Raw genomic sequence first — 23,243 nt, forward strand, 5'->3', positions numbered from 1 at the left:
GCTTTCTAGAAAACGTTTTCGCAAATAATTACATTATGGAGGTATGCCATGTCAAACATAAATGATGTTGCTAAAGAGGCCGGTGTATCAATTACGACAGTTTCCAGATATCTTAATAATTCATACCCTGTGAATGTCAATACTAAAAAAGCAATACAGGAAGCCATTGACAAACTGAATTACAAACCTAATGCCATAGCAAGGGGATTGGTCCGGAAAAAGACAAACACTGTAGGAATAATAGTCCCCTACATAACAAACATGTTCTTTCCTGAAGTGGTAAGGGGTATTTCAGATCAGTGCAACGCAAAAGGTTATGACATTATTCTGGTTAACAGCAACAGTGATGGTTTTGAAGAGAAGAAAGCCGTAGAAAACTTTCTGGAGCGGCAGGTAGACGGTATCGTGATCATAGCACCGAAAATAGAAAAACTGCCGGCCTCCTTTTATAGAAAGCTTAATAAAACCCTGCCGCTGGTTCTGGTCAACAAATACTTTAATGATAAGGATATTGTTTTTATTTACAACGATGAAAGAGATGGGGCTTTCAAAGCCACAGAGTACCTACTTGATTTAGGACATAAAAATATTTTGTTTATAAGCGGTTCAGAGAACAGTTACTCCAGTGAAGTAAAAATAAAGGGCTTCAATAAAGCCTTGAAGAGCCGGGGGCTGCTTCAGAAAAAAAATTCCGAAGACAATGATAATATTTTGATAAGCGATTATACCAGCGAAAATACCTTCAAACTGATAAAAAGCAATATGGAGCATGTCAGAAAGCATAGTGCCATCTTCTGTGCCAATGATCTGATGGCCATAGGTGTGATAAAAGCACTTAGGTCGGAGGGATATGAAGTGCCCAGGGACTTTTCGGTCATGGGGTTTGATGATATCAGCATAAGCGCTTTATATGAGCCGGGTATATCCACAGTTTCTCAGAACATTACTTCTCTTGGGAAAGTATCTGGAGATGCAATAATTAAACTTATATCAAAAGAGGATGTCGTAAGAAATCAGGTTTTGAATACCAGTCTTATTATCAGAGATTCATGTTCGAGAATAAAGGAATAGTAGTTCCTTTATCTAATAAAACCCAATTTGAGGAGGAAATTATTCATGAAGAAAAAGATTTTAGGCTTGTCATTGGCAGTTGTTCTTTCAATAACAGCAGTATTGACTGGATGCGGCGGACAATCAGCTTCAAATCAAGCACCGTCAAATTCGTCTGCAAGTGCTGCCAGCACCGCCGGAAAAGCGGAAGAACCGGTAACAATCAAGTTTGCTTATTGGGCAAGTGCCGGCGGAGAGAGCGATGCTTTTGATGCATTGGCTAAAAAGTTCCAGGATGAAAATCCAAACATCAAGCTGACAATGCAAGGTGGAGAATTTAAGGATTTTTATACAAAACTTGAAACCAGAATTGCCGGAAATGATGTACCCGATGCTATAAGGATTCAATTCCAGCAGGTGGGAAGATATTCAAGTAATGGTGTTCTAAAAGATATAACCAAAGACCTCCCTTCAGATTTCAGCTCAGACTTTCTTCCTTCCTTATGGAGTGCGGTTAATTACAAAGGTGCGACTTATGCTATACCACAACATACTGATACTCTGGCGTTGTATTATAATAAAAATTACTTTGAGAAACTTGGCATCACAGCTCCTACCAAGCTTGAAGATGCCTGGACCTGGGACCAGTTCCTTGATATAGCAAAACAGCTGAAAGAAAAAGCTGGAGCCAAATATGGCTTTGCATACAACTGGACAAAAGGGAACAGCTACAGATGGCTGCCTCTGCTGTATCAAAAGGGTGGTCAGCTCCTCTCGGATGATTTGAGCACAAGCAAGATAGACAGCCCTGAAGCGCTGGAAGCACTGAAGCTGTCAAAGAGATTCTTTGATGAAGGTCTGGTGCCTGCCGGAACAAGTGTAAAGGGTACTGAAGATATCAACACCTTATTTACCAATGGAACGGTTGGTATGATAATCAACGGAAACTGGCTGGCAACCAACTTTGATAAGAACATGACAAATTATACTTATGGGGTAACTTACATGCCAAGGGATAAGGCTGCTGCTTCCGACATGGGCGGAAATGCACTGTCGGTCATGAATAAGGCAAAGAATCCTGAACAGGCGCTGCAATTCATAGAGTTTATGACATCACAGGAAAGCATGACATATTTTGTAGAGAATGGTATATTCCTCCCTGCAAGAAACAGTATTACTCCTGAAAAGCTCAAATACGCAATAAACCAACCTGACATAATGAAAGTATTCATGGAGCAGTCCACAACAGTTCCGGCCAATATGGCCCAGTCTGTTACATCCCCGAATATGAGCAAAATTACTGCTTTACTGTCGGATGAACTGGATATGTTATTCACACAGGGGAAAGATCCGGCAGAGGTACAAAAGGCTTTAAAAGATGGCATTGATGCGGCATTAAAGTAATATATCCGGCAAACCAAAAAATGTATGGCGGACCTGCAAATTTTGATTTGCAGGTCTGACTTTAACCTGATAGGGGACGTGAAAAATGCAGCTTTCATCAGTTAAAAAAAATAATACCAGGCTTAACAGAAATAAATTTCTTCCATACTTGTTTATTGCACCAAATATGCTTCTGTTTTTGACTTTTATGATTATCCCCATTATTTTCACCTTTACCATGAGCTTTACCAAGTGGACTCTTATAGGTACACCGGAGTTTAACGGAATTTCCAACTATGTTAAATTGCTGAGCGACAAACAGTTTCTTGCGGCAATGCTGAATACGGTTTACTATACCCTGGCCACTGTTCCCACAACTCTGGCGCTTGGCTTGATCGGGGCAATAGCTTTAAACAGAAATATGCCGCTGAGGGGGGCTCTTCGAGGAATATTCTATATCCCTACGGTAGTTTCCCTGGTTGCAACCGGTTTGATATGGCAATGGATATTAAGTACTGATTACGGCGTGCTGAACTATGTTTTAGAGGCGGTAGGAATAGGAGAACAGCAGTGGCTTACCAGCAATGCCCTGTCCATGCCTTCGGTAATATTGGCCACAATCTGGGTAAGATGCGGCTATTGCATGGTAATTTACCTGGGAGGTTTGCAGGGAATATCACAGGACTATTATGAGGCAGCTGAGATTGACGGTGCGGGGGACATGAAGAAGTTTAAATATATTACCTGGCCATTGTTGAGATCGACAACAGTATTCCTGACGGTAATGTCCATAATTTACGGGTTTATGGGTTTTGACCTGTTCTATACCATGACTGGAGGAGGACCGGGTTTCTCAAGTACGGTAATGGTTCATTATATTTATAAACAGGCATTTCAGGTTGGAGAGATGGGATATGCATCAGCAGGCGGAGTTGTATTATTCCTTATAATATTTATTTTAACTCTGCTGCAAATGAAGGGGGATGACCAGCAATGATAAAAAAGGAAGTTTTAAAAGACCGGATTGCATTTATATTATTATTACTGGCGGCAATGGTAACATTATTCCCGTTATTCTGGATGCTGTCAACTGCGTTGAAACCATCGGAAGACCTATTTGCAAAAGTTCCGATACTTTTTCCGTCAAATCCTCAATGGAGCAATTTTGCAGAAATATTCAGCATGGCTCCCTTTGCAAGGTATTTTTTAAACAGCGGCATCGTTGCCACAGTTTCGGTGCTTCTAACAGTGTTTATCAACCTGCTGGCAGGATACACATTTGCAAAATACAGGTTCAGAGGCAGAAAGGTACTGTTTTTGATCGTACTTTCCACCTTGATGATACCCATGCAAATCATTATGGTACCGAACTTTATTATTCTTTCAAAGCTGGGTTGGCTCAACAGCTATGCGGGCCTGATCATTCCAAGGGCTGCCGAAGCTTTTGGCCTGTTTCTGTCCAAGCAGTTCATGGATGAGATACCGTATGAATTAATAGAAGCGGCGAGAATCGACGGAGAGTCCGAGTTCAAAATATTTGTAAAAATCATACTGCCAAACTGCAAACCATTGATTGCAATACTGTCCATATTTACATTCATGTGGAGATGGAATGATTTTCTCTGGCCGCTTATTACAACCAGTGACAAGGACATGTACACAGTTCAGCTGGGATTGGCCAGCTTTGTAGGCCAGTTCTATGTTGAGTGGAATTCTCTCATGGCTATTTCCCTGCTTGCCATTATTCCGGTATTGATAGTATTTTTAATGTTCCAGAAACTGATTGTACAGGGAATAGTTACAACAGGTATCAAAGGGTAGAAAATATAACAGTAAACATTACCCTCTATTGACAATGTACAATACGTTTTTGAGTGGTTAATTTGCCTTGCGGCTGCGTTGAAGCCGCTTGCAAGGCACAAAGCCTTACTGCACGCCTTTGCCTTGCCGCAAGCCAAATTATCTCACTCAAAAATCACCGACCTCGCGCTGAGATATTTTGGCGATTTTCGAGGAGGATGGACGCAGGCTTGCTGACGCAAGGCAAGGACGACGACAAAGAAAAGCGGCAAAATAGCCGGCGTGAGGCGTGTTATACATTGTCAATAGAGGGTAAGGACTGCAAACTAAATAGGAATGTAAACTAAAAGAAAGAGACAGGAATATAATTATGAAACCAGTTTTAGGAATCCTCTTAGGCGAGGCTGCAGGTATCGGTCCGGAACTTGTAGCCGGGATGTGCGCCCTGAAAAAATTTGATGATTACTGCAGACCTCTGATAATAGGAGATGTCAGGGTATTAAGATGGGGAATGAAAATTGCAGGAGTGGATTTTCCGGTCACAATGCTTGAAGATACATCAAAAATAGAATGGGATGGGTCTGTAAATATATTTGACCTGAAAAATCTGAATATTGAGACTGTAGCTCTTTCCACCATAAATGCGGAATCCGGACGTGCAACAGGAGAGGCTTTGCTTGCTGCGCTGGATTTTTGTAAAAAAGGAATTATAAATGGATTTGTATATGCACCTTTAAATAAGGCCTCATTGAAAAAGGGCGGTTTTGATTTTGAGTCTGAAATGAATATGATGGCACATTATCTCGGGTGGAAGGATGTATATGGCGAGATGAATGTAATAAATGGATTGTGGACTTCCAGGGCAACCAGCCATATTCCGTTTAAAGAGGTCCCTGGCAAGTTGACAATAGTAGCTTTGCTGGACGCTATGAGACTTGCCCACAGTACCTTGAAAAAGAACGGTTACCATGATCCGAGAATTGCTGTTGCCGCATTGAATCCCCACGCCGGCGAGTCAGGTTCCTGCGGCACCGAAGAAATTGAGGTCATAACTCCTGCGATAAATGCGGCTAAAGCAGAGGGTATCAACGTTGCCGGACCATTTCCGGCAGATACCATATTTATAAGTGCCTTCAAAGGCATGTACGATGCGGTAACTACGTTATATCACGATCAGGGGCAGATTGCACTGAAGCTGTTGAAATTCCATGAAGGAGTGACGGTTTCCACCGGATTCCCTTATCCCATCACAACACCGGCACATGGAACAGCATTTGACATTGCCGGACAGGGCATTGCAAATATCGAACCCATGGAAAAAGCGGTGATGATAGCTTCAAAAATGGCAGAGTGGGACAATACCTTAACTTGATTATAGATTATAAAGAGAGTGAGGTTCTAAGCAATGGTGCCAAAGCTTATCAGAGTAAAACAGAAATTTGCCGATGAATGTATAGAAGACATTGAAGGCGCAGTAAAAAACGAGCTTGCAAAATCCGGTGCAAAATTTGCAAGCGGCTCCAGTATTGCCCTGGCAGTGGGCAGCAGAGGCATAAAAAATATTCACCGTATTGTGAAGGCAACGGTAGAATATTTGAAAACTATGGGGGTAAAACCCTTTGTGGTACCTGCCATGGGAAGTCATGGAGGAGCCAATGCCGACGGACAGAAGAAGGTTCTGGAAGGTTATGGTATCACCGAAGAGTACACAGGAGCTCCCATATATTCTTCCATGGAAGTGGTGGAGCTACCGCAGGGGGAGTTGTGCCATAAGGTTTTTATGGACAGCTGTGCCTATAATGCAGATGGCATTATTGTAATAAATCGTATTAAGGTTCACACTGATTTTCACGGTAAAACCGAAAGCGGTCTCCTGAAAATGTGTGTGATCGGGCTGGGAAAACATAAGCAGGCTCTGGAAATACACAGCTACGGAGTATATGGTCTGAGGGAGTTGATTCCCAAAGCCGCAAGGCATATCCTTAAAAACAGCAAAATCATGCTGGGGATAGGCATCGTTGAAAATGCCTATGACAATACTGCGGTTATTAAAGCTGTAAAACCTGAATTAATGGAAGAGGAAGAAATGAGGCTGCTGGACATATGCAGAAAAAACATGCCGGGGCTTCCGGTTGACAAGCTGGATATTCTGATTGTAGACGAAATGGGAAAGGATATCAGCGGTGTAGGCATAGATCCCAATATCACAGGCAGAATGAGGATCAGAAATGAAAAGGAGCCTGAAAAGCCGGATATAACCAATATAGTTGTAACCGATCTGACCGGGGCTTCCCACGGGAATGCGCTAGGTATGGGGCTGGCGGATTTTATAACCAGAAGGCTTTATGATAAGATTGACTTTAAGGCGACATATGAGAATGTCTTGACAAGCACCTTCCTGGAAAGAGGGAAAATGCCTGTTGTTGCCGAAACAGATCAAGAGGCGGTGGAATATGCTCTCAGGACCTGCAGCAAAACAGATCTTGAAGCTGTAGGAATTATAAGGATAAAAAATACTCTCCATCTGGGTGAAATATATGTTTCACCGGGTATATATGAGGAAATAAAAGACAGTTTAAATATTGAGGTTATCGGGGACTTCGAAGAAATGACAGATTTACAGGGCTCGTTAAAAAAGTTTGAACCGGGAGATACATAAAATGAGATTGCTTGTGATGGCGGATGATTTTACAGGTGCAATGGATACGGGTGTACAGTTCTCCAAAAAAGGGATCAGGACCTTTGTAAGTACCTGCACCCAATTGGATTTTGATCAGGTTGAGCAGGACGTACAGGTATTGGTGATTGACACCGAAAGCCGGCATATTTCTCCCGGGGAGGCTTACGAAATAGTGCACAGGCTTGCGCTGAAGGCCCGGGAGTATGGGATACAACATGTTTATAAAAAGATAGACTCCACCTTCAGGGGAAATGTCGGACAGGAACTGAAGGCGGTAATGGATGCATGGGAGGGTATGCCCTTTATGTGTGTACCTGCATATCCCAAAACCGGAAGGACAACCATTGACTCAGTGCAATTTGTGGATGGTATACCGCTCCATCAAACCATTTATTCAAAGGATCTGTTGAATCCGATAACAACCGGTTATATTCCTGAAATCCTCATGCGGCAGCCCGGAATCGGTGCGGTTTCTGCAACTGCCGAAGGAAGGCTGATTACCGGCCTGGAAGATAGGAATACCATTTATATATTTGACGGACAGTCCAACGGGGATCTGATAAATACCGGTAAAGTTCTGAGCAGCAGGAAAAAGCTGTCGCTTACCGCCGGCTGTGCGGGATTTGCAGAGTATTTGCCCGAATTTATAGACCTTGAAAAATGCGGTGCCGGCCTTGAACAGGTTAAAGCGGAAAATATCCTGGTGGTCAGCGGAAGCATCAACCGGGACTCCATTAAACAGACCTTGTATGGGGAAATGTCAGGCTTTGAAAGTATCGTACTTACATCCGAACAGAAGAATGCCCCCGGGTATATGGAAACAATCCGGGGAAAAGAATTGGCGGCAGGGATTGCCGGGATGATAAAACGGGCCGGCAAAGTAATCGTAAAAACAGTTAACCGCAGGGAAGAAGTTGATGAGGCGGGCGACCCCGTAAAAATAGCCGGCAGTCTGGGAGCTTTGACCAGACTGGTGCTGGATTGCGGTACAAAGTGCGCCCTGGTTGTATTTGGCGGGGATACGGCAATTCATATAATGGAGGCGGTGGAGTGTTCAGGATTATTGCCGGTAGAAGAAATCGTACCCGGTGTGGCTGTATCACATGCCGTATGCAAATATGGTAAAATCATACTGGTCAGTAAAGCCGGAGGCTTCGGAGAAGAAGATGTTTTACTGAAAATACAGGATTATTTGAAGGGAAAGGTATAGCCATGTTAATAGGGATTACAATGGGAGAGGCCGGAGGAGTGGGTCCGGAACTGGCTTTGAAAGCATTCGGAAGCGGAGATATATGTGAAAATTTTATTCTCATAGGTGATTATGAAATAATTGAGTACTGTAACAGCCTGCTGGGGTATAATGTGCCTTTAAAGCGGATTACAGATGTTGATGAGCTAACCCGGGGATATTTTAATGTTCTGGATATGAAACTGCTGGGAAAAGAACAGCTCAGAATAGGGCAGATATCCAGGGAATCGGGATACGCGGCCAGAAGCTATGTGGAAAAGGCTGTGAGACTGGCCCTGGAAGGAAAAATACAGGCTTTGGTCACCCTGCCCATGAATAAGGAGTCAACCAGGTTGAGTGATCCTGTTTTTTCAGGACATACCGAGCTTATTGCAGAGCTTTGCGGGCAGAAAAACTACACCATGATGCTCTCAGGCGAGAAACTGACGGTAACCCATGTAAGTACGCACGTATCAATGCAGGAGGCCGTCGAAAAGGTAAAAAAGGATAGGGTTTACAATGTTATAAAGCTCACATATGAGGCTCTTAAAAGTTATATACAGGAGCCAAGGATTGCAGTAGCCGGCCTCAATGCCCATGCGGGCGAAAACGGGTCCTTTGGAAAAGAGGAGATATTGGAGATAAAGCCGGCAGTTGAGAGGGCAAGGGAAGAAGGGATGAACGTGGAGGGGCCTGTCGCTCCCGACACGGTTTTTATAAAGGCCTGCAAAAAACAGTTTGATGCAGTGGTGTGCATGTACCATGACCAGGGACATATTCCGATGAAATTATTGGATTTTGAGGGGGGAGTAAATGTGACCCTTGGCCTTAAGGTCATCAGGACTTCGGTTGACCATGGGACTGCTTTTGACATAGCCTATAAAGGTATGGCCTCCACCCGCAGCCTTATTGAAGCTTTTAACCTGGCGGTAAAAATGTGTGGCAGGAAATGACGTAATTGACGTAATTAAAATAAAATACTTATCGGAGGTATACTATGGCAAAGGTTACATTTATAGGGGCGGGAAGTGTTATATTTGCAAAGCAGGTAATGGCTGATATATTATCTTTCAGTGAATTGCAGGACATCACCTTCAGCCTTATGGATATTGATGCGGAAAGGCTGAGAGTTGCAGAACTTATGGCAAAACAGTTTTCCCGGAGAATAGGCGGGAGGGCTAAGATCGAGACAACCATGGACAGGCGTACTGCGTTAAAAGATGCCGATTATGTCATACATGCAATTCAGGTGGGCGGACATGAAGCCACACTGTTCGATTTTGACATACCCAGAAAATACGGCCTGAAGCAGACAATAGCAGATACATTGGGAGTTGGAGGCGTTTTCAGGGGTCTTAGAACAATTCCTCCCCTGCTGGAGCTTTTAAGAGACATGGAGGAAATATGCCCGGATGCCTATTTGCTGAACTATTCAAATCCCATGGCCATTTTATCCCTTGCTGCAATGAAAAGTTCGGGAATAAAATATGTGGGGCTTTGCCACAGCGTACAGCAAACCTCTGAAAAATTGGCGGAATATATTTCGGTGCCCTATAGTGAGATCAATTATGTGGTAGCAGGAATAAATCACATGGCATGGTTTTTAAGATTGGAGCATAAAGGAAAGGATTTGTATCCCCAACTGTTTGATTGTCTGGATAAGCCTGAAATATATGGCGATAACAAAGTCAGATTTGAGATCATGAGGCATTTTGGTTATTTTGTAACTGAATCCAGCGAGCATATGGCCGAGTATGTACCTTATTTCATAAAAAGAGAGGAATTGATTGGCAAACTGGATATTCCCATTGACGAATATGTCCGCAGAAGTGTAAGAAATATAGGCAGATTTGAAGACACAAAAGCAACACTTGAAAGCGGAAAAGACCTGGAGACAAAATTAAGTCATGAATATGCCGCATACATCATTCACTCGCTTGAAACAGGGTATGAGCGTTCCTTTAACGGAAACGTGATTAATAATGGTTTGATAGAGAATCTGCCTGCCGACAGCTGCGTGGAAGTCCCCTGCCTTGTAAACAAAAACGGCTTCCAGCCTGTAGCCGTGGGTAAACTCCCAACTCAGCTGGCAGCACTGAACCAGACAAATATAAGTGTGCAGCAGCTGGCTGTGGAAGGTGCATTAAAGGGTAAGAAGGAATATATATACAATGCCGTTATGATGGATCCTCACACGGCTTCAGTGTTGACACTGGATGAAATAAGAAGTATGACCGATGAACTGTTTGAGGCACATGCGCATCTGCTGCCGGCTTTTAAATAATAATCAGGAAAGTTAGAAGAATTCACAATGAAAATGTGTCCGGTAAACAAGTGCCGGGCACATTTTTTCAATATTCAGGAATTTGTCCCCGGAATTCCGGCCCATAATAAAAAAAATAATACTAACATTTAAAAAATGCTATATAATAGAGATATGCTTTTTTAGCGTGAGAGAAGCGGATTTTCTTACGGTATATGTTTTAAAGCTATATGGAGGAGCAAATGATTACAAATGAGCAATTGATTGCATATGCCAGAAAGGCTATGGAAAATGCATATGTACCGTATTCCAAATTCCATGTGGGAGCCGCGCTTCTGACCAAATCAGGCCAGGTTTATACAGGCTGCAATATAGAGATAGCCTCATTCGGAGCTACCAACTGCGCCGAGAGGACTGCCGTATGGAAGGCTGTATCGGAGGCTGGCCGACTTGAAATTGCCAAGATAGCAATAACAAGTGACGAACCGGATTACATATATCCGTGTGGTATATGCAGACAGGTTCTGGCGGAATTCGCCGATGACGAAATGGAAATTATAGCAACGAAAAAAAACGGGGAATATAGGACAGTACGCTTTGGGGACATTCTGCCCAATGCATTCAGAAGTTTTTAACATTAAATACATTAAATTAACCCGTTGTGCCAGTTAAATTGACTTTCAACTTTGCAGTAAAAAGAGTTAGTATGGAAGTACCGGTATAATCAGTAAGAATTTTTTACTTGCAAAATTAATTAACTAACTGGCACAACGCGTTAAATTATTCATGGAGGATATATGTCGTTTAAATCGGGTTTTGTATCGGTAATCGGAAGGCCAAATGTGGGAAAATCAACATTGTTGAATGCCCTGACAGGACAAAAAATAGCTATAATGTCCGACAAGCCTCAAACCACCAGGAATACCATAAGAGGAGTTATTACAAATGATGAATGCCAGCTTGTATTCATAGATACGCCTGGTATTCACAAACCCAGGACCAAGCTGGGTGAATACATGGTAAATGTAGCGTCGGAAACCATGAAAGAGGTGGATTTGATCCTTTTTCTTACTGAGGCTGCAGCTCTCCCGGGAAACCTGGACATCAGCATAATTGAACAGCTGAAAAAGGTCAACACTCCTGTTTTCCTTATTTTGAACAAGGTTGATATCACCGGAAAGGACAAGCTTTTCTCAGTAATAGACGGTTACAGCAAGTTGATGGATTTCAAGGCGGTTATTCCAATTTCAGCCCTGAAAAATGACGGAACTGATATAATAGTAAGAGAGGCATTAAAATATTTGCCCGAAGGGCCCAGGTTTTTCTCTGAGGATACCCTGACAGACCAGCCTGAAAAGGTTATCGCCGCTGAAATGATAAGGGAAAAAGTGCTTTTGAACCTGGAGGATGAGGTGCCCCACGGTGTGGGTGTGGAGGTTATGTCCTTTAAAGAGAGAGAGGACGGTCTTGTCAATATACAGGCAACAATTTATTGTGAAAAGAGCACCCACAAGGGAATAATAATAGGCAAACAGGGTCAGATGCTCAAAAAGATCGGAAGCGCCGCAAGGTTCGAAATTGAGAGGCTGCTGGATACTAAAATCTTTCTTGAACTCTGGGTAAAGGTCAAGCCCGATTGGCGCAACAACGACAACATGTTGAAAAATCTGGGTTACCAAAATAAAAAGAAATAAGAGTCAAATAGCCTATCCAGGTATACTCTTTGGTCCATTGAGGGAAAATAACAGTTGCAGACCTCCGGCCAAAGGGGAGTTCCCGGTATGGATTAAAGCTCGGAGGCCGCAAAGGTAAATGGGTTGTGTAAATTATAAGGGAATAGTTATAAAAGAAGTGAATACCGGTGAGGCCGACAAGATAGTAACCGTGTTGACTGCTGAGGAGGGAAAGATTTCAGTTGCCGCAAAAAATGCGCGGAGGACAAAAAACTCTTTAAGCAGCGGCACTCAGCTGCTGTGCTTCAGCGACTACATGCTCTTTAAGGGCAAGGAACTGTACAATATGTCCTGCTGCGAGGTCATCGAGCCGAACTATGAGATAAGAAACGATATTTACAAGCTCACTTACAGCTCCCATATACTGGATTTGATCTATGACAATGTGCAGGAGGGAGAGCCCTCGGAAAGTATTCTCAGGCTCCTTTTGAACACTCTTTATGTAATTGCCAAGACCGAACGTCCTCTGGAGCTGGTTACAAGGGTTTTCGAACTCCGGCTCATGGCGCTGCTGGGCTATGAACCCCAGGTGTCAGGCTGCATCAACTGTAATAAAACAGATGATGAAAATATGTATTTTGATCTGGATAACTCGGGTATTGTCTGCGGGGAATGTGTAAACCCCAAGGGCAGGGTAATACCTCTTCTGCCGGGGACGGTGAAAGCTTTAAAATATATTATGAGAATAAATCCGCAAAAATTATTCAGCTTTTCACTGTCGGAACAGTCAATAAAAGAGCTGGGAATAATATCAAGGAAATATATAAAGGAGCATCTGGGAAAGGAATATAACAAGCTTGATTATTTGAAACAATTAATATAAATAAATCATTAAAATCCGGAGTGGTATATGAACAATATAGGCTCTACCATCACTATAATAGTTATTGCAATAAATATTGTATTCATTATCACGGCTGTTTTCTTTGAACGTAAAAAACCGGTCCAGGCCTTAAGCTGGGTTATTACCCTGTCTTTACTGCCTCTGATAGGTTTTTTTCTATATTTGCTTTTGGGGAGAAAATCCTATAAGCAGTACAGTCATAAAGTATTCAAGAATTCAAACAAAATTCCTTATGGCAGGGAGATCAGAGTGCCGGAATATTCCGGTGAGCAGATGAAACAGCTGATGAGACTGAATGCAGCCACCTCACAAAGTCCCTATACGGATAATAATGAAGTGGTGATCTTCACAAGTGCACAGGATAAATACAGCCAACTGTTCAAAGACCTGGAGGAAGCCAGGGAATCCATACATCTGCTGTATTTCATACTCCAGAACGACAATATCGGCAGGAAACTGATAGAGCTGCTTGCCAAAAAGGCAAAGGAAGGGCTTGAGGTCCGGGTGCTGTTTGACCATGGCTCAAACCTGTTAATGCCGTTTAAGGCCTACTCACCCATTGTGGAAAACGGCGGTGAAGTATATACCTATTTCTCCAATACCATCAGCAATTACTTGAAGGTGAATTTCAGAAACCACCGCAAAATTGTGGTAATAGACAGCAGGATCGGCTACACCGGAGGAATAAACATTGGGGACGAATACCTGGGTTATCACAGGAAAATAAAGCCCTGGAGGGATACTCACCTGAAGATGACGGGGAGCAGCGTATTGGATCTGCAGCTCAGATTTATCGAGGATTGGTTATATGCGTCAAAACAGCCTTCCGAAAGGTTTGATACCAGCAGGTACTTTCCGGAAACAGTCAACGAAAAAGGGAAAACCGGAATACAGATAGTTTCCAGCGGACCTGATACGGGGGGAGAGGAAATAAAAAGGGGCCTGCTGAAAATGATCAGTTCTGCAAAGCAGAGCATTTTTATACAGACACCTTATTTTGTACCTGATGCAACCTTTCTGGAAGCACTTCAGGATGCGGCCCTGTCAGGTGTGGAAGTGGTAATTCAGATCCCCGGAGTTCCCGACAAAAACTATGTTTACAAGGCTACTATGTCATATGTGGCAGATGTTATGGATTATGGGATAAAAGTTTATTTATACCCCGGCTTTTTACATGCAAAAATGATGGTAGTGGATGATTTCTGCTCTGCCATAGGGACGGCAAATATTGATATGAGAAGTTTTTCTCTCAATTTTGAAATTGATGCCTTTATGTACGGCGAAGAAATATCCCGCAGGTGTATAAAGATTTTCAAAGATGATTTGAAGATTTGCAGTCTGCTGACCAAGGAGGAATTCCAGGAAAGAAGTGTTTTCTCAAGAATTCAGGAAAGTGTATTCAGATTGTTTTCACCAATTCTTTAAAATATCCCGATGTTCCTTCCATATTATTTAAAAAAGAATATTTTGTAATATTTTTTATAGTTTATTGTCTTACCATCTCTAATAAACTATAATTGATAGAAAATGGAGGCTGATATGACAGAAGAAATTATCAAGGAAATGATATTATATTTCAATAAAGATGTAAGGCGTATAAATCACGCTCTGAAGGTATATGCTTTCTGCGCCGCCATTGCAGACCTTGAAAAGCTTGATGATAAAAACAGGCTGATAGTAAAGCTTTCAGGCATATTGCATGATATTGGCATCAAGGAAGCCGAGAGGAAGTACAATTCTTCTGCGGGGCCATACCAGGAAAAGGAAGGTCCTGCTATAGCAAAACAGATCATGGAGAAATACCCAATCGATACTGAAATAATAGAAAGGGTTTGCCATATAGTAGGGCATCATCATAGCTACGGTAAAATTGACGGACCTGATTTTCAGATACTGGTTGAAGCGGATTTCCTCGTCAACATCTATGAGGATGAAATGGATGGGCAGGCCGTAGCTTCAATAAGAAGCAAGTATTTTAAGACTAAAGCCGCTGTGGAATTACTGGATACAATGTATCTTTAGTCATAGGTATATAAATTTAGGCAATATATGCAGTTAAATCAACACAACAGAAGGAGTTTTAATTTTGTTCAGACTGGTTAAATACTTGAAACCATATATCAAACAGGTCACGCTGGGACCGGCTTTCAAGCTGCTGGAGGCCATCCTGGAACTGTTGATTCCCTTATTAATGGCCAAGCTGATAGATAATGGTGTTAAAGCAAATAATTCTTCATACATTTACATGATGGGCGGTCTAATGCTGCTCACTGCCGTTATCGGGGCAGGATCGGCATTTATTTGCCAGTATTATGCGTCAATAGCTTCACAGGGTTTTGGCACAACAATGAGAAATCTATTATTTAAAAAAATACAGGGCTTCTCCTTCAATGAAATCGATAAAATAGGGACACCGTCGCTAATAAACAGAATTACAAGTGATGTGAACCAATTGCAATTTGCCGTTGCAATGCTTATAAGGCTTGTTATCCGGGTACCCTTCCTGTGCATAGGCGGGGTGGTGATGGCAATGATAATCAATGTAAGACTGTCTCTGGTACTGTTGATTGTAATGCCTCTTTTTGCAGCATTTCTCTACATAGTCATGTCCAGAAGCATCCCAATGTACAAATCAGTACAGAAAAAACTGGATACCCTTTCAACGGTTATACGGGAAAACCTGTCGGGGGCAAGGGTGGTCCGGGCTTTTGCCAGATTGGACAAGGAGAGGGAACGTTTTATTAAAAGCAACAGGGAATATGCCGATAATTCCGTCAGGGTAGGACGGATTTCGGCACTGCTCAATCCGGCGACAACAGTCATTATTAACCTTGGAGTTGCTGCAATACTCTGGTTCGGAGGCTATCAGGTCTATGAGGGCAGTATGTCCCAGGGGGAAATAATAGCTTATATAAACTATGTAAACATGATCTTATCGGCGCTGATAGTTCTGGCAAATCTCGTGATCACCTTCACAAAGGCAGCTGCGTCGGCAGCCAGGGTCAATGAACTGCTTGATCTGGAACCGTCAATCTCCGATCCCGCCGAAGAACAACTAAAATCAATGGACCAACTCACTGATTTATCGGGAGAGAGTAACTCAACTGAAAAAGCAGAGGAACCGGTAGTAGAATTTAAAAACGTCAGCTTCTCTTATGAAGGGTCGGCGGAAAATGTGCTGCAGAATATTTCCTTTAAGATATACAAAGGCCAGGTTACCGGGATAATCGGTTCTACGGGGGCGGGTAAAACAACTCTTATCAACCTGATAGCACGTTTTTATGATACCACGGGAGGCGCTGTCTGTATAAACGGAACAGATGTAAAAAAGCTGAAGCAAAATGAGCTAAGAAATAAAATCGGGATGGTTCCCCAGAAGTCTGTACTTTTTTCCGGAACCATAGAGGAAAATCTCAAATGGGGAAAACACGATGCTGCCCCGGATGACATGATTAAGGCCGCAAAGGTGGCTCAGGCCTATGAATTTATTGAAAAGAAGCCAGAAGGGTTTAGTACCCAAATAGTGCAGGGAGGAAGAAATTTATCCGGAGGTCAGAAGCAGAGGCTCGCCATAGCCAGGGCTCTGATAAAAAAACCTGAAATATTGATACTTGATGACAGTTCCAGTGCACTTGACTACGCAACAGATGCCTCCTTAAGAAGGGAACTGAAGGAAAACCTGACTGACACGACGGTAATAATAGTGACCCAGCGTGTTGCAGCCATACGCAATGCCGAGCTCATAGTAGTAATGGACGAGGGTGAAATAGTGGGAATGGGAAGAAATGAGGAGCTGCTGGAAAGCTGTGCGGTGTACAGGGAAATTGTGAATTCTCAGGATGAAAGCGGGGTGGCGCCGGATGAAAAGTAATGTTGTAAAGCGTCTGCTGAAATACATCGGAAAACACAGGCGGTTTGTGCTGGGCGCCTTGCTGTGTGCCGTGTTCAGCAATATACTTATGATAGCGGGACCTTTTATAATAGGTAAGGGTGTTGATAATATCGTTGGAAAGGGACAGGTGGATTTCAAGCAAATATTAAATATAGTTGTTATAATAATAATACTTTACCTGGTCAGTGCGGTTTTTCAATGGAGCCTGCAGGTGCTTACCAGCAAGCTGGCCAACAGAACGGTTGAAGGGCTGAGGAACGATGTATTCACACACATAACCAAAATGCCCCTGGAGTATTATGACAGGAATGCACACGGTGATATAATGGCCCGGCTTACAAGTGATATGGAATATATATCGGAGGGCATTTTCCAGTCGGTCACCCAATTTGTGACAGGTATTATCTCAATAGCCGGTTCACTTGTTTTTATGTTTATTCTCAATCCCTTTATAACACTGGTTGTTATAGTTATGACTCCGATTACATTCTTTATAGCATCATTTATTACAAAGCGTTCGTCAAGGCTCTTCAAGGAGCAATCCAGGCTTAACGGTGAGCTGAATGGCTTTGTGGAGGAGATGGTGGGCAGTCAGAAGGTGGTTAAAGCCTTTAATTACGAAGACCGTGCCCGGGAAAAATTTGAGGAAATCAACGGCAGGCTGTACAAGGCGGGCAGGTGGGCCCAGTTTTATTCATCACTTGTAAATCCTTCAACACGTCTCGTGAACAATATAACGTATGTATTGCTGGGACTTACAGGAGGGATAGCAGCTATTGCGGGAAGACTGAGTGTGGGATATATTTCAAGTTTTTTAACCTATTCAACCTACTTCTCCCAGCCGATAAATAATATAACAAGTGTTACAACCCAGCTGCAAACTGCCGCTGCTTCGGCGCAAAGAGTATTTGCAGTGCTGGACAGTGAACCCGAGAAGCCGGAAGCACAGGGGCTTGTGGAATTTACAAGTTCTGAAGGAAAGGTGAGCTTTGACAAGGTGGATTTCTCATATAATCCTGAAACCCGGCTTATAAAAGATTTCAGTCTTAATGTAAAACCCGGCACCAGAATTGCTATTGTAGGACCTACAGGAGCGGGCAAAACTACTTTGGTAAATTTATTGATGAGGTTTTACGAGGTAGATAGTGGGAATATATATATAGATGACATTAACAGCAGGGAGATGACAAAGGACAGCCTCAGAAAATCTTTTGGGATGGTATTGCAGGAAACCTGGCTGTTTAGCGGAACCATCAGGGAAAATATTGCATATGGCAAACCCGACGCCACCGATGAAGAAATAATTGCCGCTGCAAAATCGTCAAACGCCCACAGCTTTATAAAAAGGCTTCCGGCGGGCTACAATACCATGGTTGCCGAAGGCGGGGGAAATTTGTCCCAGGGACAGCGGCAGCTATTGACAATTGCACGGGTAATGCTTATAATTCCACCAATGCTGATTCTTGATGAAGCAACCAGCAGTGTGGACACCAGAACTGAAATAAAGATTCAGAATGCCTTTAATAAATTGATGGAGGGCAGGACAAGTTTCATAATAGCACACAGGCTTTCCACCATCAGGGAGGCCGACCTGATACTGGTATTGAATAACGGGCAGATAGTAGAACAGGGAAATCATGAACAGTTATTGGAAAAGAGCGGTTTTTACAGTAAACTGTATTACAGCCAATACGAAAATGAGGATTGACATTTTTATTCAACTGCCCATATAAAATTTCATAACTGTTTTGTGGCCGCTGTGCGGCTCAAAGCCATAATACGGCTTAGGAGGTCAAATATGGAAAACATATATGAAGATTATAGAGCTCAGAAAAGATTATTGATGGAAGCCCTTGTGGAAAGGGATTATATGGAGATATATGAATCGAATATATTGAAAAATGATTTTATTCTTAAGCTGGGAGAACCCAGATATGAGCTTCACAGGCTTGAGCTTACCATTGCCAGGACTAAGCTGAAGCTTGAAATGATGCAGACCTGCATACATTTTCAGATACCCATTGATCCGGGGCATATTGACAGGACCCTTGAAAAGGAATTTGAAAAGCATTTTAACATGCTTAAAATAATGAAGAGAGAAATCGACAACGTCCATAACATGGATGGAGAAAATGAGTCTCTTGCCGCTGCTGCCAGGGAATTGAAGGATTTATACCTTTCGATAGCAGACAGGGTACATCCGGAGCTTATTGTCTCTTCCGACAAAAAAACCAACAGGATATGGAAGGCGGCAAAAGCCGCATATGAAAAAAAAGACGCGGCTAAACTTAAAAGGCTGCAGAAGAGAGTTTTGACCGAGTTTCAAAGTATCCCCGAACCTCAGGAGGAGCCGCCCAGGAATATGAAAAAAGTTGTGAGGCAGATGAAAACCAGGACAAAGAGCGTACTTGCCGAAATTGACAATCTTAAGAAGCAGTTTCCTTTTAACGAGGCTAAATTGCTTGGGGATGACGATGCGGTGGAGAAGTTCAGAAAAGACATATCTATCGATATACAAATTGCAAAAGAGCTTCTGGATAAACTGGAAAAGCAGATACTTGAGAAATTGCCTCCCATAAGTGATTTGTTGAATTAAATATCAGAAATATTATAAACCGGACCCCAAAGAGGTCCGGTTTAAATTACACCTCATTTGGTACGGATTCTGCCCGGTGAGATGCCATACTTCTCCTTGAACAGGTGATAGAAATGGCTGAGATTTTCAAAGCCTGATTCCAGAGCTATGTCCAATATGTCAATATTGGTTGTTACAAGCAGGTTCTTTGCATGGTTGAGCTTCAGATTATTGATATATGTCGTGGGAGTGGTACCGAGATATTGCTTGAATACGCGGTTCAAATGACCTGTACTCCTGCCGGAAGTCATATATAGTTTGTCGAGGCCGGCGGTAAAATTCTCCTTCTTCTGCAGCTGGAAAAGCACGGAATCCAACCAGTCCGGAATTGTTTTCCTGTTTTCATTTTTATAGTTTGCAAAAAGAGATGTAAGCGCATCAACCAGGAAGCTTTTTGCAAATATCCGGGCTTTGTATTTATCAATTGATGCAAATAAATGTATTTGTTCGGCCTTGCCGACCAGGGAATACATCTCTCCGGAAGGCAGTACTGCACTGGCGGGCAATTGCATTGTTTCCAGCATTGATGAAAAATTACGGTCACCAAAAAAATCAAATGCAGACTCAATAAATCCGGTATAGAAGTTTATGTTTATAAACTGACAATCCATATTGTTATAAATATCATAGCTGTGCCTGTCCTGCGGCCGCACAAATACAAGTGTTCCGGTGCCCATTACCTGCTCCTGTCCGTTGACCCTGTGAACACATTTTCCGGAGGTAATGAGGAAAATTTCATAAAAATCATGATAGTGTAACGGAGTGGTCTGTGTTATAGAAGCTTCAATATGAAAGTTTGCCTGTATCTGAGGGTCTATGAGAGCTTCTGCCGTAAGCATGGGTATGTGCATGTATGCCACCTCGGTCAAATAAATTATTTCAGTATACATATGTTATTATACCACAATAAAATGTGAGAAGGTTACAAGACAAATTGATCGCTATGATGGTAATATCTTGTTAAAGCCGATTCCGATACCTTTTTTACAGGTATGGATATTGTGTAAATAGTACAATGCATATAAATGAGGAGGAATATTATGATTTTAATAGACCTTAATGGAAAATGGCAGATGAAAAGAACGGATGAGGAGCAGTGGATAGACGCTGTGGTCCCCGGAACGGTGTATAATGACCTGCTCAGGGCGGGAAAAATGAAAGATCCGTTTTTCAGGGATAATGAGTATGAAATCCGTGATTTGTGCAAATTTGACTATGAATACAAAAGAACATTCCAGGTTGAAACAGAGGACTTGAAGCACGACAGGATTGTTTTGCTCTGCGAAGGACTTGATACCTTATGCCAGGTGTTTATAAACGGCAAAAGCGTGCTGAAGGCTGAGAACATGCACCGGACATATGAAGTGGATATTAAGGACAGCATTGCAGCCGGAGAAAATGATATCCATGTGGTTATCAGTTCACCCATAGAATATGCTCTTGAAAAGGACAGGGAGCAGTATCTCTGCAGCTGTGCCGACGCGGTGCCAGGAATTTCCCATATCAGAAAGGCTCACTGCATGTTCGGCTGGGATTGGGGCCCGCAGCTGCCTGACATGGGTATATGGAGAAATATATCCATACAGTGCCGTAATACTGCCAGGATAGATGATGTCTACATTTCACAGGTGCATTCCCAGGACAGGGTGGAGCTTGACGTCAGATTAAGGACCCATAACTGGAGCAATTCCGGTACAGATATATTGATTACAATTGAAACCCCCGACTGTGAAATAATACAAGAGAAAGCTCCTGTTGAAGCGGCCGAACAGCATATAGCAATGGGTATCTCCAATCCCAGGCTCTGGTGGCCGAACAACTACGGTGAGCAGCCCCTGTACAGGCTGAAGGTTTCTTTAATGAATTGCGGGAAGGTCATTGATGAAAAGCTCATGCGGATCGGCCTTAGAACTATTTCATTAAAACGGCAGGAGGATAAATGGGGAGAATCCTTTGAGTTCGTTGTAAACGGGAACAGTATATTCTCCATGGGCGGCGATTATATACCCGAGGACAACATCCTGGCAAGGTGCAGCCGCGAGAGATCGGAGAAGCTTATTAAAAACTGTGTTGAGGCTAACTTCAATACAATACGGGTATGGGGCGGCGGGTATTATCCCGATGACTATTTTTATGACCTGTGTGATGAATACGGCATCATAATATGGCAGGATCATCTGTATGCATGCGGGGTATATGATTTCAGTGAGGAATTCAGGGAAAATATAACCCATGAAACCAGAGACAACATGAAAAGACTTCGCCATCATGCCTCCATGGGGCTGTGGTGCGGGAATAACGAGCTGGAGTACGCCTGGGCTTATTGGGGCTGGGGTGAACGGTTCGGACAAAAGCTTCAAAATGACTATTTGAAACAATTTGAGGAATACCTGCCGGAACTGGCAAGGGAGATGGATCCAAACACCTCGTATTTGATAGCCTCACCTACCTCCAAAGGCGGTTTCGATGATCCCAACAATGAAAATTTCGGAGACATGCATTATTGGGATGTGTGGCATGGCAGGAAGCCGATAACAGAATACCGGACTCTTTATCCGAGGTTTATGTCGGAATTCGGGCTTCAGTCCTTCCCATGCCTGAAAACAGTAGAAACCTTTACATTGCCCGAGGACAGAAATATCTTTTCCTACGTTATGGAATCACACCAGAAGAATGGCACGGGGAATGAAAAAATTCTATATTATATAAGTGAACATTTCAAATATCCAAAGGACTTCGATTCCCTGCTCTATGCCTCCCAGCTGATACAGGCCGAAGGCCTGCGCTACGGGGTGGAACACTGGAGAAGGAACCGCGGACGGTGCATGGGTGCTATTTACTGGCAGCTCAACGACTGTTGGCCTGTGGCCTCCTGGGCAAGCCTTGACTATTTCGGCAGATGGAAGGCGGCACATTATGCGGCCAGAAGATTTTTCGCTCCCGTAATGGTTTCGGCGCTGGAAGAGGACACAAAGGTCTCACTGCACGTATCCAATGAAACCTTGAATAAATTCGAAGGCAAACTGATTTGGAGACTCAGGGACAAAACCTCGTCGGTCATCAAACATGGAGAACTGGCAGTGGAAATGGACGCTCTTTCCACTGGGGAGGTTGTTGACCTGGAATTTGGCGAGGTATTGACTTCTCAGCAAAAGAAAAGGGAAACTTATCTGGAGTTTGGCCTGATTGCCGATGGAAAGGAAATAAGCCGGGGAACGGTGCTCTTTGTCAAGCCCAAGCATTTTGCGCTGTTAAAGCCTGATATTTCAACCGAAGTATATGAAGAAGCCGGTAAATTTATTATAAATGTATCAAGCAAAGCCTTTGCAAGATTCGTGGAACTTGACCTTACAGATGCCGATGCAATTTTCAGTGATAATATATTTGATTTATCAGCGGCTGAAATAAAGCGGGTTGAGCTGAAGAAGGAATACCTTTCAAGGGAGCTGACCCTGGAGGAAATACGGAATAAGCTGCGTGTACGCAGTTTATATGACACCTTTGAATAACACGGGAACTGTCTTAAAATGGGACAAATGAAAATAAATGCGTTACCGGCCATAGTGCGCGAGTACAACTTCAAAAAATGAGAGCTCTATAAAAGTACGTGCCTGAAATTGTAGGTGAAGAACAAATATTTTTGCTGACAAATCGGCAGGAAGCCGATTTGAGCAGAACTCCGAAACAGGATGTTGAGTGTTCTGCTGCAGCAAAAATACTTGTGAGGAGCCGTAC

19 protein-coding genes are annotated in these 23,243 nt (G+C 42.9%); 18 read left to right on the forward strand and 1 reads right to left on the reverse strand.

All coding sequences use genetic code 11. The features are described from left to right. Nucleotides 1-48 precede the first annotated feature (48 nt). From T344_RS0124945 to T344_RS0125035, 17 genes are all read left to right on the forward strand, one after another. Nucleotides 49-1,071 (forward strand): LacI family DNA-binding transcriptional regulator, encoded by a 1,023-nt coding sequence (locus tag T344_RS0124945; RefSeq protein WP_034863122.1) that lies wholly within the window; start codon nucleotides 49-51, stop codon nucleotides 1,069-1,071. Nucleotides 1,072-1,116: 45 nt separating this feature from the next. Beyond that, nucleotides 1,117-2,454 carry an ABC transporter substrate-binding protein gene (locus T344_RS0124950; protein ID WP_027630968.1) on the forward strand — a complete coding sequence of 446 codons (1,338 nt, stop codon included), beginning with the start codon at nucleotides 1,117-1,119 and terminating at the stop codon, nucleotides 2,452-2,454. Between the two features lie 85 nt (nucleotides 2,455-2,539). Then, nucleotides 2,540-3,430, forward strand: a complete 891-nt coding sequence (locus T344_RS0124955) for a carbohydrate ABC transporter permease (protein ID WP_004630313.1) — start codon at nucleotides 2,540-2,542, stop codon at nucleotides 3,428-3,430. After that, on the forward strand, nucleotides 3,427-4,254 hold the full coding sequence (locus T344_RS0124960) for a carbohydrate ABC transporter permease (RefSeq protein ID WP_004630304.1): 828 nt from the start codon (nucleotides 3,427-3,429) through the stop codon (nucleotides 4,252-4,254). Before T344_RS0124955 ends, T344_RS0124960 begins: the two co-directional genes overlap by 4 nt. A 349-nt stretch (nucleotides 4,255-4,603) precedes the next feature. Next, nucleotides 4,604-5,605 carry a PdxA family dehydrogenase gene (locus T344_RS0124970; protein ID WP_027630969.1) on the forward strand — a complete coding sequence of 334 codons (1,002 nt, stop codon included), beginning with the start codon at nucleotides 4,604-4,606 and terminating at the stop codon, nucleotides 5,603-5,605. A 33-nt stretch (nucleotides 5,606-5,638) separates the two neighbouring features. Beyond that, nucleotides 5,639-6,892 (forward strand): nickel pincer cofactor-dependent isomerase, group 22, encoded by a 1,254-nt coding sequence (locus tag T344_RS0124975; protein WP_027630970.1) that lies wholly within the window; start codon nucleotides 5,639-5,641, stop codon nucleotides 6,890-6,892. Nucleotide 6,893: 1 nt separating this feature from the next. Then, on the forward strand, nucleotides 6,894-8,123 hold the full coding sequence (locus T344_RS0124980; protein WP_027630971.1) for a four-carbon acid sugar kinase family protein: 1,230 nt from the start codon (nucleotides 6,894-6,896) through the stop codon (nucleotides 8,121-8,123). 2 nt (nucleotides 8,124-8,125) lie between these two features. Further along, entirely contained in the window at nucleotides 8,126-9,094 is a 969-nt protein-coding gene (gene pdxA / locus T344_RS0124985) for a 4-hydroxythreonine-4-phosphate dehydrogenase PdxA (RefSeq protein WP_027630972.1), read from the forward strand. 44 nt (nucleotides 9,095-9,138) lie between these two features. Then, complete coding sequence (gene melA, locus T344_RS0124990; RefSeq protein ID WP_027630973.1) at nucleotides 9,139-10,425, forward strand: alpha-glucosidase/alpha-galactosidase; 1,287 nt, start codon at nucleotides 9,139-9,141, stop codon at nucleotides 10,423-10,425. Between the two features lie 221 nt (nucleotides 10,426-10,646). After that, nucleotides 10,647-11,039: a cytidine deaminase gene (cdd, locus tag T344_RS0125000; RefSeq protein WP_479692238.1), complete on the forward strand. Its 393-nt coding sequence runs from the start codon at nucleotides 10,647-10,649 to the stop codon at nucleotides 11,037-11,039. A gap of 162 nt (nucleotides 11,040-11,201) precedes the next feature. Further along, the gene (gene era / locus T344_RS0125005; protein ID WP_004630489.1) at nucleotides 11,202-12,098 is read left to right on the forward strand and encodes a GTPase Era; all 897 of its coding nucleotides are present in this window, start codon (nucleotides 11,202-11,204) and stop codon (nucleotides 12,096-12,098) included. A gap of 118 nt (nucleotides 12,099-12,216) precedes the next feature. Next, on the forward strand, nucleotides 12,217-12,960 hold the full coding sequence (recO, locus tag T344_RS0125010; protein ID WP_004630460.1) for a DNA repair protein RecO: 744 nt from the start codon (nucleotides 12,217-12,219) through the stop codon (nucleotides 12,958-12,960). Between the two features lie 27 nt (nucleotides 12,961-12,987). Then, nucleotides 12,988-14,406 carry a cardiolipin synthase gene (gene cls, locus T344_RS0125015; protein WP_027630975.1) on the forward strand — a complete coding sequence of 473 codons (1,419 nt, stop codon included), beginning with the start codon at nucleotides 12,988-12,990 and terminating at the stop codon, nucleotides 14,404-14,406. 114 nt (nucleotides 14,407-14,520) lie between these two features. Beyond that, a complete protein-coding gene (locus T344_RS0125020; protein ID WP_027630976.1) occupies nucleotides 14,521-15,003 on the forward strand; it encodes an HD domain-containing protein in 483 nt (160 codons plus the stop codon). Nucleotides 15,004-15,067: 64 nt separating this feature from the next. Further along, nucleotides 15,068-16,852 (forward strand): ABC transporter ATP-binding protein, encoded by a 1,785-nt coding sequence (locus T344_RS0125025; protein ID WP_027630977.1) that lies wholly within the window; start codon nucleotides 15,068-15,070, stop codon nucleotides 16,850-16,852. Beyond that, nucleotides 16,842-18,581 (forward strand): ABC transporter ATP-binding protein, encoded by a 1,740-nt coding sequence (locus T344_RS0125030; protein ID WP_027630978.1) that lies wholly within the window; start codon nucleotides 16,842-16,844, stop codon nucleotides 18,579-18,581. Before T344_RS0125025 ends, T344_RS0125030 begins: the two co-directional genes overlap by 11 nt. 90 nt (nucleotides 18,582-18,671) lie before the next feature. Continuing rightward, nucleotides 18,672-19,469: a hypothetical protein gene (locus tag T344_RS0125035; RefSeq protein WP_027630979.1), complete on the forward strand. Its 798-nt coding sequence runs from the start codon at nucleotides 18,672-18,674 to the stop codon at nucleotides 19,467-19,469. A gap of 53 nt (nucleotides 19,470-19,522) precedes the next feature. On the opposite strand, the gene T344_RS0125040 is transcribed toward T344_RS0125035, so the two are convergent. After that, complete coding sequence (locus T344_RS0125040; RefSeq protein ID WP_027630980.1) at nucleotides 19,523-20,359, reverse strand: helix-turn-helix domain-containing protein; 837 nt, start codon at nucleotides 20,357-20,359, stop codon at nucleotides 19,523-19,525. 189 nt (nucleotides 20,360-20,548) lie between these two features. Here T344_RS0125040 and T344_RS0125045 point away from each other — a divergent pair, with 189 nt between their 5' ends. Beyond that, nucleotides 20,549-23,017 (forward strand): beta-mannosidase, encoded by a 2,469-nt coding sequence (locus T344_RS0125045; protein ID WP_027630981.1) that lies wholly within the window; start codon nucleotides 20,549-20,551, stop codon nucleotides 23,015-23,017. Nucleotides 23,018-23,243: the final 226 nt, after the last annotated feature.

Source organism: Ruminiclostridium cellobioparum DSM 1351 = ATCC 15832 (genome assembly GCF_000621505.1).
Taxonomy (GTDB): domain Bacteria; phylum Bacillota; class Clostridia; order Acetivibrionales; family DSM-1351; genus Ruminiclostridium; species Ruminiclostridium cellobioparum.

Bases quoted from the DNA above. Each gene is read 5' to 3' on its own strand.
- T344_RS0124950 (WP_027630968.1), top strand. From the start codon at position 1,117: ATGAAGAAAAAGATTTTAGGCTTGTCATTGGCAGTTGTTCTTTCAATA.
- T344_RS0124960 (WP_004630304.1), top strand. From the start codon at position 3,427: ATGATAAAAAAGGAAGTTTTAAAAGACCGGATTGCATTTATATTATTA.
- recO (WP_004630460.1), top strand. From the start codon at position 12,217: ATGGGTTGTGTAAATTATAAGGGAATAGTTATAAAAGAAGTGAATACC.
- T344_RS0124980 (WP_027630971.1), top strand. From the start codon at position 6,894: ATGAGATTGCTTGTGATGGCGGATGATTTTACAGGTGCAATGGATACG.
- T344_RS0124975 (WP_027630970.1), top strand. From the start codon at position 5,639: ATGGTGCCAAAGCTTATCAGAGTAAAACAGAAATTTGCCGATGAATGT.
- era (WP_004630489.1), top strand. From the start codon at position 11,202: ATGTCGTTTAAATCGGGTTTTGTATCGGTAATCGGAAGGCCAAATGTG.
- T344_RS0125040 (WP_027630980.1), bottom strand. From the start codon at position 20,359: ATGCACATACCCATGCTTACGGCAGAAGCTCTCATAGACCCTCAGATA.
- T344_RS0125045 (WP_027630981.1), top strand. From the start codon at position 20,549: ATGATTTTAATAGACCTTAATGGAAAATGGCAGATGAAAAGAACGGAT.
- T344_RS0125030 (WP_027630978.1), top strand. From the start codon at position 16,842: ATGAAAAGTAATGTTGTAAAGCGTCTGCTGAAATACATCGGAAAACAC.
- T344_RS0125020 (WP_027630976.1), top strand. From the start codon at position 14,521: ATGACAGAAGAAATTATCAAGGAAATGATATTATATTTCAATAAAGAT.
- T344_RS0124945 (WP_034863122.1), top strand. From the start codon at position 49: ATGTCAAACATAAATGATGTTGCTAAAGAGGCCGGTGTATCAATTACG.
- T344_RS0125035 (WP_027630979.1), top strand. From the start codon at position 18,672: ATGGAAAACATATATGAAGATTATAGAGCTCAGAAAAGATTATTGATG.
- T344_RS0124955 (WP_004630313.1), top strand. From the start codon at position 2,540: ATGCAGCTTTCATCAGTTAAAAAAAATAATACCAGGCTTAACAGAAAT.
- T344_RS0124970 (WP_027630969.1), top strand. From the start codon at position 4,604: ATGAAACCAGTTTTAGGAATCCTCTTAGGCGAGGCTGCAGGTATCGGT.
- cls (WP_027630975.1), top strand. From the start codon at position 12,988: ATGAACAATATAGGCTCTACCATCACTATAATAGTTATTGCAATAAAT.
- pdxA (WP_027630972.1), top strand. From the start codon at position 8,126: ATGTTAATAGGGATTACAATGGGAGAGGCCGGAGGAGTGGGTCCGGAA.
- melA (WP_027630973.1), top strand. From the start codon at position 9,139: ATGGCAAAGGTTACATTTATAGGGGCGGGAAGTGTTATATTTGCAAAG.
- cdd (WP_479692238.1), top strand. From the start codon at position 10,647: ATGATTACAAATGAGCAATTGATTGCATATGCCAGAAAGGCTATGGAA.